Here is a 14,221-nt window from a genome sequence, read left to right as displayed (position 1 = left end):
CGACGAGTATAACGGCGAACAGTTGGGCATTAAGCGCGGTCTTAATGATCCACTCCTTTAAGTGTCCTTGAGGTTTTTGTATGCGAATGTCTTCCCGTGTGATCGGCGGGGTCGTGGTTGCGGCCCTGTTCACCCAATTGACTGCCTGCGGCAGTATTTTCTTCCCCGATCGTCGCGGTCAAATCGACGGCAAGATCGATCCGATGATTGCGGTGCTCGATGCCGTAGGCCTGCTGTTTTATGTGATCCCGGGCTTGATCGCATTCGGTGTCGACTTCGCTACTGGCGCGATTTATTTCCCACCGGGCAAAACCGCACAAATCGCCCCGGAAAAACTGCGCGAAGCCATCGGTGCAGACGGCAAAGTGGATAACGCCAAGCTTCAGGCCATTCTCGAAAGCGAGCTGGGCCGCAGCTTCCCGTTGAATGACCCGCGCCTGATCCAACACAAGGGCAGCGCACAGCAGTTGGCCATGTACGGTTTGCAGCCGGCCGCCTGAAGCCGTTGCCAGCAAAAAAAGGAAGCTCTATGACCAGCAGCCCGGAACACGCTCGCCTGTTACGTCTGGCCACCCGCGCGTCGGTGGCGGTGGCGGGTCTGTTAATCGTGACCAAGGCCGTCGCCTGGTGGCTCAGCGGTTCGATCAGCATGCTCGCCGGCCTGACCGACTCGCTGCTTGATGGCGTGACCTCGTTTCTCAACTTGCTGGCCGTGCATTACGCGCTGCGCCCCGCCGATGAAGATCACCGCTACGGCCACGGCAAGGCCGAATCGCTGGCGGGCATGGCGCAAGCGCTGTTTATCGGTGTGAGTGCGGTGTTGATTGCCTTTCAGGCCTTCGAACGACTGAAAAACCCAGAGCCTGTGGGCGCGCCCTGGATCGGGATCGGCGTCATCGTATTTTCGCTGGTGATGACCGTGGCATTGCTGGTGCTGCAACATCGGGTGATCAAGGCCACGGGCTCAAACGCAGTGCGCGCAGACTCGCTGCATTACCGCTCGGACTTGATGCTCAATGGCAGTATTTTGGTGGCACTGGTATTGGCCAGTGTGGGTTTCCCGCAACTCGATGCATGGTTTGGTCTGGGAATCGCGGTGTATATCCTCTGGAGCGCCATCCAGATTGCCCGTGAGAGTTTTGCGGTATTGATGGACGAAGAGTTACCGAGCAACGTCAGCGATGACATGCTGAAGCTGGCCTGTGGGGTGCCCGGCGTGCTCGGCGCTCACGACCTGCGCACACGTATCTCGGGCAACATCTGGTTTGTGCAGTTGCACCTTGAACTGCCAGGTGAGCTGACGTTGTCGGCGGCCCACACCATTTGTGACCGTGCCGCCGAAGCCATTGCAAAGGTCTACCCTCGGGCCGAGGTGCTGGTGCACGCCGACCCGCAGGAAGTGGTCAAACCCCAACCCGCCCCTCAATAATTGACCTGATACCCGCGGCTGCTCAGGCAGTTGCCTTGCGCCTGCCGGTAGGTTTGCACCACTGTCGGTGAAGGTGCATAGGTCACTTTGGCCGGGTCAAAGCCGCTTTGAGTCACAGCCCAGCGATAACATTCGTAGCCATCCTGACTGACTTGCGCAGGGCTTTGGCCGTTCGCCGGGTAGGCCACGACGTCATAGCCGTTGCTCACAGGTTGCGGGGCTGCAGCCGGGGGCTGGACCACAATGTAATCCTGAGTCGCGGGCTGATACTCGTAATAGGCGCCAGCGGCCAGAAACATCAGGGTGCTGCCGATCCACAGTTCTTGTGCATAGTCGGGCAAATACCCTACGCGAATCCCGTACGGTGGCTGAACCACGATGTAACGAGGCCCTTGTGGGCGATACCAGTAGCCGCCTGAAAAGAAGTAATTCTGACCACGATAAGGCACTTGCCAGTGCCGATCGGGGAACCGGTCGACCATATAGCCCGGGCGATATTTCGGCCCTGAACCCCAGCCATTGCCATGTCCGGACGGACGACCGGCCCAGCGCTGGTCATTGGGATGGCTGTTATTGGCTCCCTGGTTGTAACCCGGTCTTGGGCCTGGCGTTGGGCTAGGAGTTGAACCACCGCCATGCCAATTCTGATTGCCGCCGCGGTTCGGGGCTTCGGTTTGCTGCACGGCACTGGGACGAGGCTGGATCGGCAGGTTATTGACCGGTGGGGCCGGATGGCCCTGGCCATTTACCTCCTGATGCGCACGCCCCTGCCATTGCCCAGCTGGCGGTTCGCTACGCACAGGGTTGGGCTGAATGTGCTCTACACGCGGTTGATTATGCTCCACAGCAGGCTGAACATGTTCTCTGCCAGGCTGGTTGCCGGGGTTGCCTTGAGGGCGGCCCTGTTCACGCTCCGGGCGCGGCTGGTTATTACCACCCTGCCCTTGCGGCCCGTGTTGCTGCCCGTTATTAGGGTGAGCGTGAACCGGGTTCTGCTCACCTCGCGGCTCTTCGGCCAGCACCTGGCCACTGACACTCACAAAGAGCAAGCCGACTGTAGCCAAACGCCAGATACGCGATTTCATGCTGATTCTCACTGCGAGATAGGGCCTAAATATAAGACTGGAAATTCGAGAACCGGTTCTACGCCAAGCACGCTGCAACGCAACTTATTTTTGGCAGACGAAAAAAAGGGCGACCCGTCGGTCGCCCTTTGCTTCTTCAAAAAATTTCGTCCTGGCTCAACACTTGTGATGTTGGCTCACCTCGCGCCGTCTTCTGGACAGTGCGTAGCCCGGGGGCCGGGGCAACCCTATGGGGTTGGCGGCCGCGGCTGGCCTGATTCGGCGGGCCGCTGTGGACTCTATGTCCGGGCAGTGATTCTGGTAATAAGAATAGGCCTGAGGCCGCAGCAGGCGATTGCGAAGATTGCTGGATAAAACATCACTTGCGCAATTTTTGACTTAAGGTGGATACTTTCACGCAATAGTTATGACAAAGGGTAACTTCGTGAGCAAACTCGACCGGTACGACCTGAGCATTTTGGCGGAATTGCAGCGTGACGCACGCATCTCTAACCAGGAACTGGCCGAGCGTATTGGCCTGTCGCCTTCCCCCTGCTCACGCCGTGTCAAACAGCTTGAGGATGACGGCTACATCACCCGTCAGGTGGCGCTACTCGACCGCAAGCTGCTGGGCTTAAGCCTGACGGCCTACGTATTGATCGGCATGGACCGACACACGCCAGAGCGTTTCGAGAATTTTGAAGCCTGTATCCGCAACCTGCCGCAAGTGCTGGAGTGCAGCCTGGTGACCGGCATGGACGCGGACTATCAGTTGAAAGTGGTGGTAGCCGACATGGACCACTACCAAAAACTGCTGCTGGGCGAACTGACCCGCATTGAAGGCGTGACCAGCGTGCGCTCGAGCTTTGTGCTCAATCAGGTACTCAACAGCACCGAGCTGCCGTTGACTCATCTGCGAACCTGACAAACCGGTAGCAGCTGCCGAAGGAACGAGGCTGCATTCGATGGCGAAGCCATCGTAAGATCAGAGTGCGCGGTATAACTGAAAAATCGCGTGTGCTGATTTTACGACTGCTTCGCCATCGAACGCAGCCTTCGTTCCTCGGCAGCTGCTACAAGTTATGCGAACCCCTATCACCCTCCAGATCAATATCCGCCCGCACTCACTGGCGTATACTCCCCCGGCCTTTACCCCCGATGACGCTGGAGAACACTGATGGATCCTGCCGTACTTGAAGAATGGATGATGACGATTCTGGTCAGCGTGCTGATCATTTTCATGGCCTTTATCGTCTGGGATCTGGCGAAAAAGTCCAAAGCCGGGCGCTTCGGCTCATTTATTCTGTTTTTCGTACTGGGCCTGGGCGTAGCTGCGTTCATCATCAAAAGCGTGGTCATCGCACTGATCGAGTCCGGCGCGCTATAGCCGCGCAGGCACTTCCTTGTATTGCCCCTGCTCAAGCCCTTCAATCGACCAGTCACCAATGCGTACTCGCACCAGACGCAGGGTCGGCAGCCCTACAGCTGCGGTCATGCGCCGCACCTGACGATTACGCCCTTCGCGAATCACCAGTTCCAGCCACGACGTCGGAATGCTTTTGCGAAAGCGCACGGGCGGATTGCGCGGCCAGAGCTGCGGTTCTTCAAGAGCACGGGCTTGTGCGGGCAGGGTCTTGCCATCATTGAGCTCTACACCGTCGCGCAACTGCTGCAGCTGTTCTGGCGTGGGCTCGCCTTCCACTTGTACCCAGTAGGTCTTGGGCAGCTTGTGCTTGGGATCGGCAATCCGCGCTTGCAACTGGCCATCGTTGGTCAGCAGCAGCAAGCCTTCACTGTCCCTGTCCAGACGCCCGGCCGGGTAAATTCCCGGAATCGGGATAAAGTCCTTGAGCGTCGCCCGCCCACCTTCGTCGCTGAACTGGGTCAGTACATCAAAGGGCTTATTGAATAGATACAGCTTGGGATCAGACGGTGGCGCCTTGGCCACACGGCGACTGGCAGCTTGAGGTGTCGGACTTTTCGATGCCGGACGGCGTGGGGCGGGACGAACAGGACGGGACATGGCAAAAAGGACATCTAACGATCAGGGCCTGTAATGCTAGTGCCCTGATCGCTAAATGACCATGTCTATCAACGGAACGGTGGTTCGTCGAAGCTGCGCAATTTGCGCGAGTGCAGAGAGTTGAGCTGACTGCGCATCAAATCCACGGCGGCAATACCGATTTTCAAGTGCTGGCTCACGGCCCGCTCATAGAAGGCATTGGCCGAACCCGGCAGTTTGATTTCGCTGTGCAGCGGTTTGTCCGATACGCACAGCAACGTGCCATACGGCACACGCAACCGATAACCCTGAGCGGCAATGGTGCCGCTTTCCATATCCACGGCTACGGCACGGGACAGATTGATCAGCGGACGTTCCTGAGCCCAGCGCAGCTCCCAGTTACGATCGTCATAGGTCAGTACGGTGCCGGTGCGCAGGCGCTTTTTCAGCTCATCGCCACGTTCGCCAGTGACCTGTGCGGCAGCTTCCTGCAACGCCAGTTGCACTTCAGCCAAGGCCGGGATCGGAATATTCGGCGGTACAACCCGGTCGAGAATCCCGTCACGACGCATGTATGCGTGGGCCAACACGTAATCGCCGATGGTTTGCGACTGGCGCAGGCCGCCGCAGTGACCAATCATCAGCCAGCAATGCGGACGCAGCACGGCCAGGTGATCGGTGATGTTTTTCGCGTTGGACGGGCCGACACCGATGTTCACCAGAGTCACGCCATGACCATCGTTGGCCTGCAAGTGATACGCCGGCATCTGGTAGCGGTGCCACACCACACCGGCCGCAATGGCCTGGGCCTCGCCGTAGTCCATCGACTTTTCGATGATCACGTTACCCGGCATCACCATGCGCACAAAGCGCGGGTCATCACGCAGTTGCTCAAGGCCATGGAGGATGAACTGGTCAACATAGCGGTGGTAGTTGGTCAGCAGAATCCACGGCTGCACATGGCGCCAGTCACTGCCGGTGTAGTGCACCAGACGGCGCAGCGAAAAGTCGACCCGTGCCGCGTCGAACAGCGCCAGCGGCAACGGATCGGTGTTTTCCCAGTCGTACAGGCCATCGGCAATGCCGTCGGTGGCGGCGGACAAGTCGGTACTCGGGAACACACGCGCCAAGGCCGCAGCGGTCACACCGGAGCCGGCAAGTTCATCGCCTTGTTCAACCACATAGGGGTACGGGATATTTTGCTGGCTGACACCGACCTCCACCTCAACGGTGAAGTCGCGCATCAACGGCACCAACTGCTCCAACAAATAGTTACGGAAGGAGGCGGGATGAGTGACGGTGACGCTGTAGGTTCCCGGCAGTTGGACCTTGGCATAAGCGCGAGTGATAGTCGGCACGTCGCCATGACTACGGTAGGTCAAACGCAGTTCCGGGTAGCGAAACAGTGCGCGTTCCTGTGCAGAGGGTTCAGCTCGATCCTTGAGATAACGCTTGAGCGCCTGACTCAAGGCCGTAGTTGCACGCTCGTGCAAGGCAGCAAGGCGGTCGACGGCCTCTTCAGCGGTGGAAACGACAATAAAAGCTTCAGTCACGGTAAGCATCCTGTCTTCTGAACGGGCAGGCCTTTATCTTGCCTGCATCGCAAAGCAAAGCACAGCGGCTACAACAACTAGAAACTGCGTAGCAGCTGCCGAGGAACGACGACTGCGTCCGGCGGCGAAGCCGTCGTAAAACCTGAACACTCAATAATTCTGATACACCGAGGCGCTTGATTTGCGACGACTGCGTCGTCGAACGCAGCCGTCGTTCCTCGGCAGCTGCTACGAAACTCTGCAGTTATTTCAAATAACCTGAGGGGTTGAGCGAGCAACGATCACCGCCACATTCACCCCCCGTGGCAAGGTGCCATAGACCCGGCCGCTGCCTTGCAGGCGACTGGCGATAAAGGCGTCGCTCACATCGCTATTACCTGCCTCCAGCAGCAGCTTTGCCTGTAGGCCCAAGGCGATGTGTTCAGTCAGTTGCCGCGCACGGTATTGAATGTCATCCGTGTCTTTAAACGCAGCGTGAAGCTGCGCAATGTGCTGCGCCAAATGCCTGTCGCCATGCCCGTCGCCCAATTCGGCAAACAAGGCATCGAGTACGCCCGGTTCCTTGGACAAGGCGCGCAGCACGTCCAGGCACTGCACATTGCCCGAACCCTCCCACGTCGAGTTCACGGGGGCCTCGCGATACAGGCGCGGCAGGATGCTGTCTTCCACATACCCGGCACCGCCCATGCATTCGGCCGCTTCGTTGATCATTGCCGGGGCCCGCTTGCAGATCCAGTACTTGCCCACTGCCGTCACCAGCCTTGAAAACCGGACTTCTTGCGGGTCATCCAAATGGTCCAGCGCGCGGCCCATACGCAGGCTCAGGGCCAGTGCGGCCTCACTTTCCAAAGCGAGGTCGGCCAATACGTTTTGCATCAACGGCTGGTCTGCCAACACCCGCCCACCTACAAGACGATGAGCACAGTGATGGCTGGCTTGGGTCAATGCCTGACGCATCAAAGCGCTGGAGCCGACCATGCAATCGAAGCGGGTCATGGCAACCATTTCAATAATCGTCGGTATGCCGCGCCCTTCTTCACCAATCATCCAGGCCAGCGCCCCACGAAACTCGACCTCACTGGAAGCGTTGGAACTGTTGCCCAGTTTGTTTTTCAGGCGCTGGATATAGAGCTCGTTGCGGCTACCGTCCGGGCGATGGCGCGGCAGCAAAAAACAGCTCAGGCCCTTGTCGGTTTGCGCCAAGGTCAAAAAGCCATCGCTCATCGGTGCCGAGCAAAACCATTTGTGCCCCAGCAGTTCATAAGCTTGCCCCGGTCCCTTTGCCCCCACCGGGTAGGCCCGCGTGGTATTGGCCCGCACGTCGGTGCCGCCCTGTTTTTCGGTCATGGCCATGCCGAGGGTGACTCCGGCTTTTTGGCTGATGTCGACATTACGCGGGTCGTATTGGGTGGCAAGAACCTTGGGCAGCCATACCTCGGCAATTTCCGGTTGCAGGCGCAAGGCGGGAACACTGGCGAAGGTCATGGTCAAGGGGCAACCGCTGCCCGCTTCGGCCTGGCTGTGCAGATAGGTCATTGCCGCACGAGCAACATGGGCGCCGGGTTGCGGGTCGGTCCAGGGCAAGGACGGCAAGCCGTGTTCAATCGCGGTGCGCATCAGCTCGTGATAAGCCGGGTGAAACTCCACCAGATCGATCCGATGACCGTAACGGTCATGACTGACAAACTGCGGTTTGTTTTCATTGGCCAAAAAACCCGCAGCCATCAACGGGCCGCCCGCCAGTGCCCCGTAGTGATCAATCCGCGGCTGCGCCCAACCGGCTCCAAAATGCTGGCTCCAGTACTGCAACGGCAAGTCGATGCGGAACAGGTTCGCGCCGTCCAGCGACGGCGGCTGATTGGTCACCTGGTGGGTTTCAGCGTATTGATGCAGGTTCATTGCGCGGGCTCCAGTGGATCATGCCAATAAGCCAGTGAAGCACGCATCTACGTCTAAACAAGTGGCATAACCGCCTAAAATTCGGCGCCTTTGTCACTTTCCTGCAGCAACAGTCGCTGTGACAAGGTGTGTTGCAGCTCTTCAAAACGCAGCGGTTTGAGCAAGTAATCGGTGATGCCATCAACTTGCTCACGGGCTTGGCGAGCCTGGGCTTCAGAGTCGAACAGCGCCAGCACCGGCAACTGCGCGCACGCAGCCAGAGTCAGCAACTGATTGCCCATCGAGGTGCCCGATACCTGAGCCAGCGGGCACGCCAACAACACCGCATCCACCCGCTCGCGGCGCAGGGTTTCGATCGCCGCCTGCCCAGAGTCAACACTGAGCACGCGGTAACCCAACTTGAGCAACATGCCGCGCACCATTACAGGATTATCGGGATCCTCGACCAGCAGAACGACATACTCACCCGGCGCTCGGCTGAGCACCGAAGCGGTAACCAACTCCGGCAGGGGCATCGGGGTTTGAGTCACTGAATCAAGCTCCAGCAACAGCTGGAACTGGGAGCCCTGCCCCGGCTGCGAATGATGGGTCAAGCGCCCGCCAAGCAGCTCCACCAGGCGTCGGCAAATCGCCAGACCGATGCCCAAGCCACCGTACTCGCGGGTCATGGAGCCATCGACCTGAAAGAAGTGCTGATACAGCTCGGCTTCCTCCTGGTGAACAAAACCGATGCCGCTGTCGATTACATTGAAGGCCAGCGCCCAACGTCCCGATTCTGCGAGCTTGCCGGTGACACGCAAAATCACGCCCCCTTCACAGGTGAACTTGACGGCGTTATCCAGCAAGCACTCAAGGCACTGACGAATTTTCTCGGCATCGCCTACCAATTTATCTGGCAAGTTGCGCGTTATTTCATACGAGAATTCCAGCCCTTTGCCACGTGCAGCTGGCCCGAACTGATCGTCCAGGCCCTGCAGCAGCTCATTCAGACTAAACGGGCGAGGACGCGCAGTCAGGCGACCCGCTTGCAGTTCTGTCAGGGCCAGAATGCCATTGACCATGTGCATCATTTCTCGCGCAGAGCCTTCAGCAGTCTGGGTGTACTGCTCAAGCTCTGGCCCCATGTCCAGGGTTTTGATCAACTCCAGGGAGCCAATCACACCGTTCATCGGGGTGCGCAGCTCATGGGTAACGGTCGCCAGAAATTCGTCTTTAAGCTGGTTGGTCCGAGCCAGTTGCTGGTTCATGGCCGCCAGCTTTTGCCCGGACTCTTGCAGCGTGCGCGCCTGCAGGTCGCGCATGGCATTGATACGGTCGGCAAGCGCCAGCGACAGCAGTCCCACTTCAATCGCCGAGCCGATCTGGCTGGCATACATGGTCAGGAACACGTTTGGCAGGTAGCCCAGCACCATCAGCGTATTGACCAGACCACCGAGCAAAAACGCCGACCAGGCAATCACGAAATAGCGCGCAACGCGCAGGCCCCGAACCCAGGCCACCACCCCGGCAGTGAAAATGGTAACGATAAACGCCAGCGCCAGGCCTGTGGCCAGACGCAACGACACGGCATAGCTGGTGGTCAGTGCAAGCACCATGACCAGCGCGCCCACTACCATCAGCAGTATCAGGGCACGGTCAAGCCAGCGACTGTGGGAAGCGGTGTGCAAAAAGGTACGGGCGAACTGGCAGCCGAAGAACGCCGATGCACCAATTAAAAATGGCGTGGACGCATTGGCCCACCACGGGTTGTTCGGCCAGAAGTACTGCACCGCCGCGCCATTGACCGACAGCTGATACAAACCGAATGAGGCGATATAGAAGATGTAGTAGAGGTAACTGGTGTCACGCACGCTGAGGTAAATAAACAGGTTGTAAACCAGCATCCCCAGCAACACGCCATAGATCAGGCCCAGGATGTAAATCCGCACGGGCTGCTGTTCGAGGTATGACTGAGCAGACCACAGCGTTAATGGCGCCTGAACCGAGCCCTGGCTGGCCAATCGCAGATACACCGTCTGGCGTTGTCCGGGACTGAAGTCGAGTTCAAACAGGTAGTTATTTTCTTTGATCGAGCGACGGTCAAAAGGCAGCGCATCGCCCGTGTGCTCGGCCAGCCGATAGCTACCTGCGGCATCCGCCAGGTACAACTCGATGGAATCCAGCGGCGGGTAGGCCAGTTCCAGCAGCCAGGTGCGTTGCACTTTCGGGTCTTGCGGCTGGTAGCGCAAATCCACTTTGACCCAGAAGGCCGAGTGCGAATAGCCCTCGTTCAGCGTGTCTTTAGTGTGTGGTTTGAACAGCTCGTCGCGGGCCGTGACATCGGCCAGAGTAGCCTTGCCACCTACGTCTTCGAACACCTGCATCACGCGGCCCAAGGGCAGGCTTTGTGTGGTTTCGTCAAAAGCGACTGCGCTGGCCAGCATCGGTAGCCAGCCCAACAACATCATCAGCAAATAGCGCATACAGCCCCAACGTGGTTCAGTCGATCACGTGTGCAGCCTCATATTCCCTCTGAGACCACGGCGACCGAATGACCTGTTATTAATTTGCAGTCACTTTAACATAGCCATTAATGGCACATACACAGTACGTACAATATCAACTAAAAGGCTCTAGATAGGGCGTTACAGCGAAGAACACGAGATTGACCGGATAACAATTTCGGGGCAATCAAGCACTTATAAACAACATATAGAGCAATACGGACCAAGCGCCCCAAAAAACCGTTTGGTGGTAAGCTCGCGCACCATGAATATCTACAGTTCTCGCCCCGTTGTCCTCTGTCTCTCCGGCCATGACCCCAGTGGTGGTGCCGGCTTGCAGGCAGATATCGAAGCCCTGCTGGCTCAAGGTTGTCACGCCGCCCCGGTAGTGACCGCCCTGACTGTGCAGAACACTGTCAATGTCAGCGATTTCCGCGTGCTGGATCGTGAGTGGGTACTGGCGCAAGCCGATGCCGTGCTCAGCGACTCCACCGTTGCGGCGGTCAAGCTGGGCATGCTCGGCTCACTGGAGATGGTCGACACCGTGGTCGAACTGCTTCAGGCCCACCCGCACCTGCCAATGGTCTGCGACCCCGTGTTGCGCGCGGGCGGTGGCGGACGGCTAGGCAAGGACGAAGTGGGCTACGCCATGCGCGAACGCCTGCTGCCGCTGGCAACCATTGCCACCCCCAACCTTCCCGAAGCCCGCATCCTGGCCGAGCTGCCCGATGGCAGCGCCGATGAGTGCGCAGAAAAACTCCTGCCTTTTTGCCAGCACCTGCTGATCACCGGCGGTCACGGCGATGAACACGAAGTGCATAACCGCTTGTACAGCCGCGACGGTAGCCGCCATACCTTTACCTGCCATCGCTTGCCTGGCAGCTACCACGGCTCGGGCTGTACCCTGGCCAGCGCTTTGGCCGGACGATTGGCCATTGGTGAAGAACTGGTCAGCGCCGTGCAAACCGCGCTTAATTACACGTGGCGTACCCTGCGCGATGCCGAGCAACTAGGGCAAGGCCAATTTGTGCCGCGCCGATTGCCGCTGGACTTCTGCTCGTAACGAATGAGGCATGACCCATGACACTGCGCGGCCTGTACGCAATCACTGATAGCCAATTGCTCGCGGGCAAACTGCTGCCCTTTGTTGAGGCGGCCCTCGATGGTGGCCTGACGCTGTTGCAATATCGCGACAAAAGCAGCGATGACGCCCGCCGCCTGCGCGAAGCCGAAGCCTTGCGCGGTTTGTGCGAGCGCTACAAGGCGCACTTGATCATCAACGACGATGCCGAACTGGCCGCGCGCCTGGGTGTTGGCGTCCACCTTGGGCAAACCGATGGCCCGTTGACCCCGGCCCGGGCACTGCTTGGGCGCCATGCCATTATTGGTTCGACCTGCCACAGCCAGATTGAGCTGGCCGAGCAGGCCGCCAAGGAAGGCGCCAGTTATGTCGCCTTTGGCCGGTTCTTCAACTCCAGCACCAAACCCGGCGCCCCTACCGCGACCCTGGATGTGCTGGACCAGGCACGGGCCCGTCTCAGCCTGCCAATTTGCGTGATTGGCGGCATAACCCTGGATAACGCCGCGCCACTGGTTGCCCACGGTGCAGATCTGCTGGCCGTGGTACATGGCCTGTTTGGCGCCGAAAGTGCCCAGGAAGTTACTCGACGCGCCAAGGCATTCAACACCTTGCTGTCTATTTAAATACCGAATCCTGATTCAGAGAGAGCCCAGCATGTCTCGTTCCGAAACCCTGTTTGCCAATGCCCAGAAACACATCCCCGGCGGCGTGAACTCGCCTGTGCGTGCTTTCAAGAGCGTGGGCGGCACCCCGCTGTTCTTCAAACATGCCGAAGGCGCCTACGTAACCGACGAAGACAACAAGCGCTATGTGGATTACGTAGGCTCGTGGGGCCCGATGATTTTGGGTCACAGCCATCCAGAGGTACTGGACGCCGTGCGAGCGCAACTGGAGCACGGCTTGTCGTACGGCGCCCCGACCGCCATGGAAACCGAGATGGCCGACCTGGTATGCGCCATTGTGCCGTCGATGGAAATGGTGCGCATGGTCAGCTCCGGCACTGAAGCCACCATGAGCGCTATCCGTCTGGCCCGTGGTTTCACCGGTCGCGACAACATCCTCAAGTTTGAAGGTTGCTACCACGGCCACTCCGACAGCCTGCTGGTCAAGGCCGGTTCCGGCCTGCTGACTCAAGGCGTGCCAAGCTCAGCCGGGGTTCCAGCTGATTTCGCCAAACACACCCTGACCTCTGCGTTCAACGATATCGACGCGGTTGAAAAACTGCTGGGCGAAGTCGGCGACACCGTGGCCTGCATCATCGTCGAGCCGGTGGCCGGCAACATGAACTGTGTACCACCGGCGCCGGGCTTCCTTGAGGGCCTGCGCAGCCTGTGCGACAAGCACGGCGTGGTGCTGATTTTTGACGAAGTGATGACCGGTTTCCGTGTTGCCCTCGGCGGTGCTCAAGCCCACTACGGCGTAACCCCGGACCTGAGCACTTTCGGCAAGATCATTGGCGGTGGCATGCCGGTCGGCTGCTTTGGCGGCAAGCGCGAAATCATGCAGCACATTGCGCCACTGGGCCCGGTCTACCAGGCAGGCACGCTCTCCGGCAACCCGTTGGCAATGGCGGCAGGCTTGACCACCTTGCGCCTGATCAGCCGCCCGGGCTTCCACGCCGAGCTGAGCGACTACACCACACGCTTGCTGGATGGCTTGCAACAACGCGCCGATGCTGCCGGCATTCCATTCGTCACCACCCAGGCTGGCGGCATGTTCGGCCTGTACTTCAGCGGCGCGGATGACATCGTCACCTTCGATGACGTGATGGCCAGCGATGCCAACCTGTTCAAGCGCTTCTTCCATCTGATGCTTGAAGGTGGCGTGTACCTGGCACCAAGTGCCTTTGAAGCCGGTTTCACCTCGATCGCCCACGGCGAAACCGAGCTGCAACTGACCTTGGACGCTGCAGAGCGCGCATTTGCCGCACTGAAGTGACCAACAAAAACGGCAAGGGTTAATGCCCTTGCCGGTTTTTATGCCCGTAATGACCTGATCTTTTACCCCGCCCGTCCAAAATCGTCTTAAATCAATGGATATCGCGGTCACGCAGCAGAAAAACGAGTAAAGACTTTGTAAGGTTGCCTCTGCTTATTTCATAATGCGCGCCTATATATCCCACGGTCGGGTTAACCCGTCTTTCAGAGGTACGTCGATTCCCATGAACCGCACCGGCCGCGCCCTTGCACTGGGCTGCCTGTTGCTCCTACAACCGCTGCTTGTCCAGGCAGGCGGTAACTCGTTGTTGATCCCAGCGATGGGTCGCTGCACCCTCAATACTCAGCCTGAAGACCTCGCCGAGGCGCTTGCGGCATGCGTAGAGGCAGCGAAAACCGGGGATGCAGAAGCCGAATACGAGTTAGGCGAGTTCTATTACGACGGTAAAAACACACCTCGCGACCTGAATCAGGCCCTAAGTTACTTCGAGCAGGCATCGCTGCAAGGCCACGCCATGGCCCAGTTCCAGCTCGGCACCATGTTCTTCAAGGGCGAAGGCGTACCGGCCAATAACATTCAGGCGTATATCGTGCTGAAAATGGCCGCAGTAAACGGCGCCGAAGACGCATTGGACACCGCCGACCTGGTGGCAGAGCAAATGCCTCGTGACCAGTTGGAAACCGCCACCCAGATCCTGGGGCAGATTTTCCGCAAGTACCTGCAAGAACTGCAATCGACCGACGCCCGCTCGCCGTTTTCGCCGTTGCCTTGA

Annotated in this window: 13 protein-coding genes; 8 read left to right on the top strand and 5 right to left on the bottom strand. The window is 58.8% G+C overall.

The window, feature by feature from the left end:
* Window positions 1-80 precede the first annotated feature (80 nt).
* Window positions 81-500 carry a polyribonucleotide nucleotidyltransferase gene (locus N7D90_RS03110; protein ID WP_261740829.1) on the top strand — a complete coding sequence of 140 codons (420 nt, stop codon included), beginning with the start codon at window positions 81-83 and terminating at the stop codon, window positions 498-500.
* Between the two features lie 29 nt (window positions 501-529).
* Window positions 530-1,429 carry a cation diffusion facilitator family transporter gene (locus N7D90_RS03105; RefSeq protein WP_261740828.1) on the top strand — a complete coding sequence of 300 codons (900 nt, stop codon included), beginning with the start codon at window positions 530-532 and terminating at the stop codon, window positions 1,427-1,429.
* On the opposite strand, the gene N7D90_RS03100 is transcribed toward N7D90_RS03105, so the two are convergent.
* The gene (locus tag N7D90_RS03100) at window positions 1,423-2,514 is read right to left on the bottom strand and encodes a DUF6515 family protein (RefSeq protein ID WP_261740827.1); all 1,092 of its coding nucleotides are present in this window, start codon (window positions 2,512-2,514) and stop codon (window positions 1,423-1,425) included. The two genes, N7D90_RS03105 and N7D90_RS03100, sit on opposite strands and share 7 nt — an antisense overlap.
* Window positions 2,515-2,920: 406 nt before the next feature.
* Between N7D90_RS03100 and N7D90_RS03095 the strand changes: the two genes are divergently transcribed.
* Together N7D90_RS03095 and N7D90_RS03090 are read left to right on the top strand one after the other, a co-directional pair.
* Window positions 2,921-3,418: an Lrp/AsnC family transcriptional regulator gene (locus N7D90_RS03095; RefSeq protein WP_261740826.1), complete on the top strand. Its 498-nt coding sequence runs from the start codon at window positions 2,921-2,923 to the stop codon at window positions 3,416-3,418.
* 252 nt (window positions 3,419-3,670) lie between these two features.
* Window positions 3,671-3,880, top strand: a complete 210-nt coding sequence (locus N7D90_RS03090) for a DUF2788 domain-containing protein (protein WP_261740825.1) — start codon at window positions 3,671-3,673, stop codon at window positions 3,878-3,880.
* Here the strand turns inward: N7D90_RS03090 and N7D90_RS03085 are convergent.
* The 4 genes from N7D90_RS03085 to N7D90_RS03070 form a co-directional block, all read right to left on the bottom strand.
* On the bottom strand, window positions 3,875-4,441 hold the full coding sequence (locus N7D90_RS03085; RefSeq protein WP_261742364.1) for a pseudouridine synthase: 567 nt from the start codon (window positions 4,439-4,441) through the stop codon (window positions 3,875-3,877). The two genes, N7D90_RS03090 and N7D90_RS03085, sit on opposite strands and share 6 nt — an antisense overlap.
* Window positions 4,442-4,584: 143 nt before the next feature.
* Entirely contained in the window at window positions 4,585-6,057 is a 1,473-nt protein-coding gene (amn, locus tag N7D90_RS03080) for an AMP nucleosidase (protein ID WP_261740824.1), read from the bottom strand.
* 240 nt (window positions 6,058-6,297) lie between these two features.
* On the bottom strand, window positions 6,298-7,947 hold the full coding sequence (locus N7D90_RS03075; RefSeq protein WP_261740823.1) for an acyl-CoA dehydrogenase family protein: 1,650 nt from the start codon (window positions 7,945-7,947) through the stop codon (window positions 6,298-6,300).
* Window positions 7,948-8,021: 74 nt separating this feature from the next.
* Window positions 8,022-10,409 (bottom strand): hybrid sensor histidine kinase/response regulator, encoded by a 2,388-nt coding sequence (locus N7D90_RS03070; RefSeq protein WP_261740822.1) that lies wholly within the window; start codon window positions 10,407-10,409, stop codon window positions 8,022-8,024.
* A 286-nt stretch (window positions 10,410-10,695) separates the two neighbouring features.
* Here N7D90_RS03070 and N7D90_RS03065 point away from each other — a divergent pair, with 286 nt between their 5' ends.
* The 4 genes from N7D90_RS03065 (at window position 10,696) to N7D90_RS03050 (ending at window position 14,221) form a co-directional block, all read left to right on the top strand.
* Window positions 10,696-11,493: a hydroxymethylpyrimidine/phosphomethylpyrimidine kinase gene (locus tag N7D90_RS03065; protein WP_261740821.1), complete on the top strand. Its 798-nt coding sequence runs from the start codon at window positions 10,696-10,698 to the stop codon at window positions 11,491-11,493.
* Window positions 11,494-11,510: 17 nt separating this feature from the next.
* A complete protein-coding gene (thiE, locus tag N7D90_RS03060; RefSeq protein ID WP_261740820.1) occupies window positions 11,511-12,134 on the top strand; it encodes a thiamine phosphate synthase in 624 nt (207 codons plus the stop codon).
* A 31-nt stretch (window positions 12,135-12,165) separates the two neighbouring features.
* The gene (hemL, locus tag N7D90_RS03055; protein ID WP_261740819.1) at window positions 12,166-13,449 is read left to right on the top strand and encodes a glutamate-1-semialdehyde 2,1-aminomutase; all 1,284 of its coding nucleotides are present in this window, start codon (window positions 12,166-12,168) and stop codon (window positions 13,447-13,449) included.
* Window positions 13,450-13,672: 223 nt separating this feature from the next.
* Window positions 13,673-14,221, top strand: coding sequence for a tetratricopeptide repeat protein (locus N7D90_RS03050; protein WP_261740818.1), 549 nt, complete (start codon window positions 13,673-13,675; stop codon window positions 14,219-14,221).

The organism is Pseudomonas fragi (genome assembly GCF_025426255.1).
GTDB lineage: Bacteria > Pseudomonadota > Gammaproteobacteria > Pseudomonadales > Pseudomonadaceae > Aquipseudomonas > Aquipseudomonas kulmbachensis.
Note: the sequence above shows the minus strand (reverse complement) of the source record. Positions and strands in the feature narration are given on the sequence as shown.

What these genes read in the sequence shown, in the direction of transcription:
- amn (WP_261740824.1), bottom strand. Translation starts at nt 6,057, where the DNA reads ATGCTTACCGTGACTGAAGCTTTTATTGTCGTTTCCACCGCTGAAGAG.
- N7D90_RS03065 (WP_261740821.1), top strand. Translation starts at nt 10,696, where the DNA reads ATGAATATCTACAGTTCTCGCCCCGTTGTCCTCTGTCTCTCCGGCCAT.
- N7D90_RS03070 (WP_261740822.1), bottom strand. Translation starts at nt 10,409, where the DNA reads ATGCGCTATTTGCTGATGATGTTGTTGGGCTGGCTACCGATGCTGGCC.
- N7D90_RS03110 (WP_261740829.1), top strand. Translation starts at nt 81, where the DNA reads ATGCGAATGTCTTCCCGTGTGATCGGCGGGGTCGTGGTTGCGGCCCTG.
- N7D90_RS03050 (WP_261740818.1), top strand. Translation starts at nt 13,673, where the DNA reads ATGAACCGCACCGGCCGCGCCCTTGCACTGGGCTGCCTGTTGCTCCTA.
- N7D90_RS03095 (WP_261740826.1), top strand. Translation starts at nt 2,921, where the DNA reads ATGACAAAGGGTAACTTCGTGAGCAAACTCGACCGGTACGACCTGAGC.
- N7D90_RS03105 (WP_261740828.1), top strand. Translation starts at nt 530, where the DNA reads ATGACCAGCAGCCCGGAACACGCTCGCCTGTTACGTCTGGCCACCCGC.
- N7D90_RS03090 (WP_261740825.1), top strand. Translation starts at nt 3,671, where the DNA reads ATGGATCCTGCCGTACTTGAAGAATGGATGATGACGATTCTGGTCAGC.
- N7D90_RS03100 (WP_261740827.1), bottom strand. Translation starts at nt 2,514, where the DNA reads ATGAAATCGCGTATCTGGCGTTTGGCTACAGTCGGCTTGCTCTTTGTG.
- thiE (WP_261740820.1), top strand. Translation starts at nt 11,511, where the DNA reads ATGACACTGCGCGGCCTGTACGCAATCACTGATAGCCAATTGCTCGCG.
- hemL (WP_261740819.1), top strand. Translation starts at nt 12,166, where the DNA reads ATGTCTCGTTCCGAAACCCTGTTTGCCAATGCCCAGAAACACATCCCC.
- N7D90_RS03075 (WP_261740823.1), bottom strand. Translation starts at nt 7,947, where the DNA reads ATGAACCTGCATCAATACGCTGAAACCCACCAGGTGACCAATCAGCCG.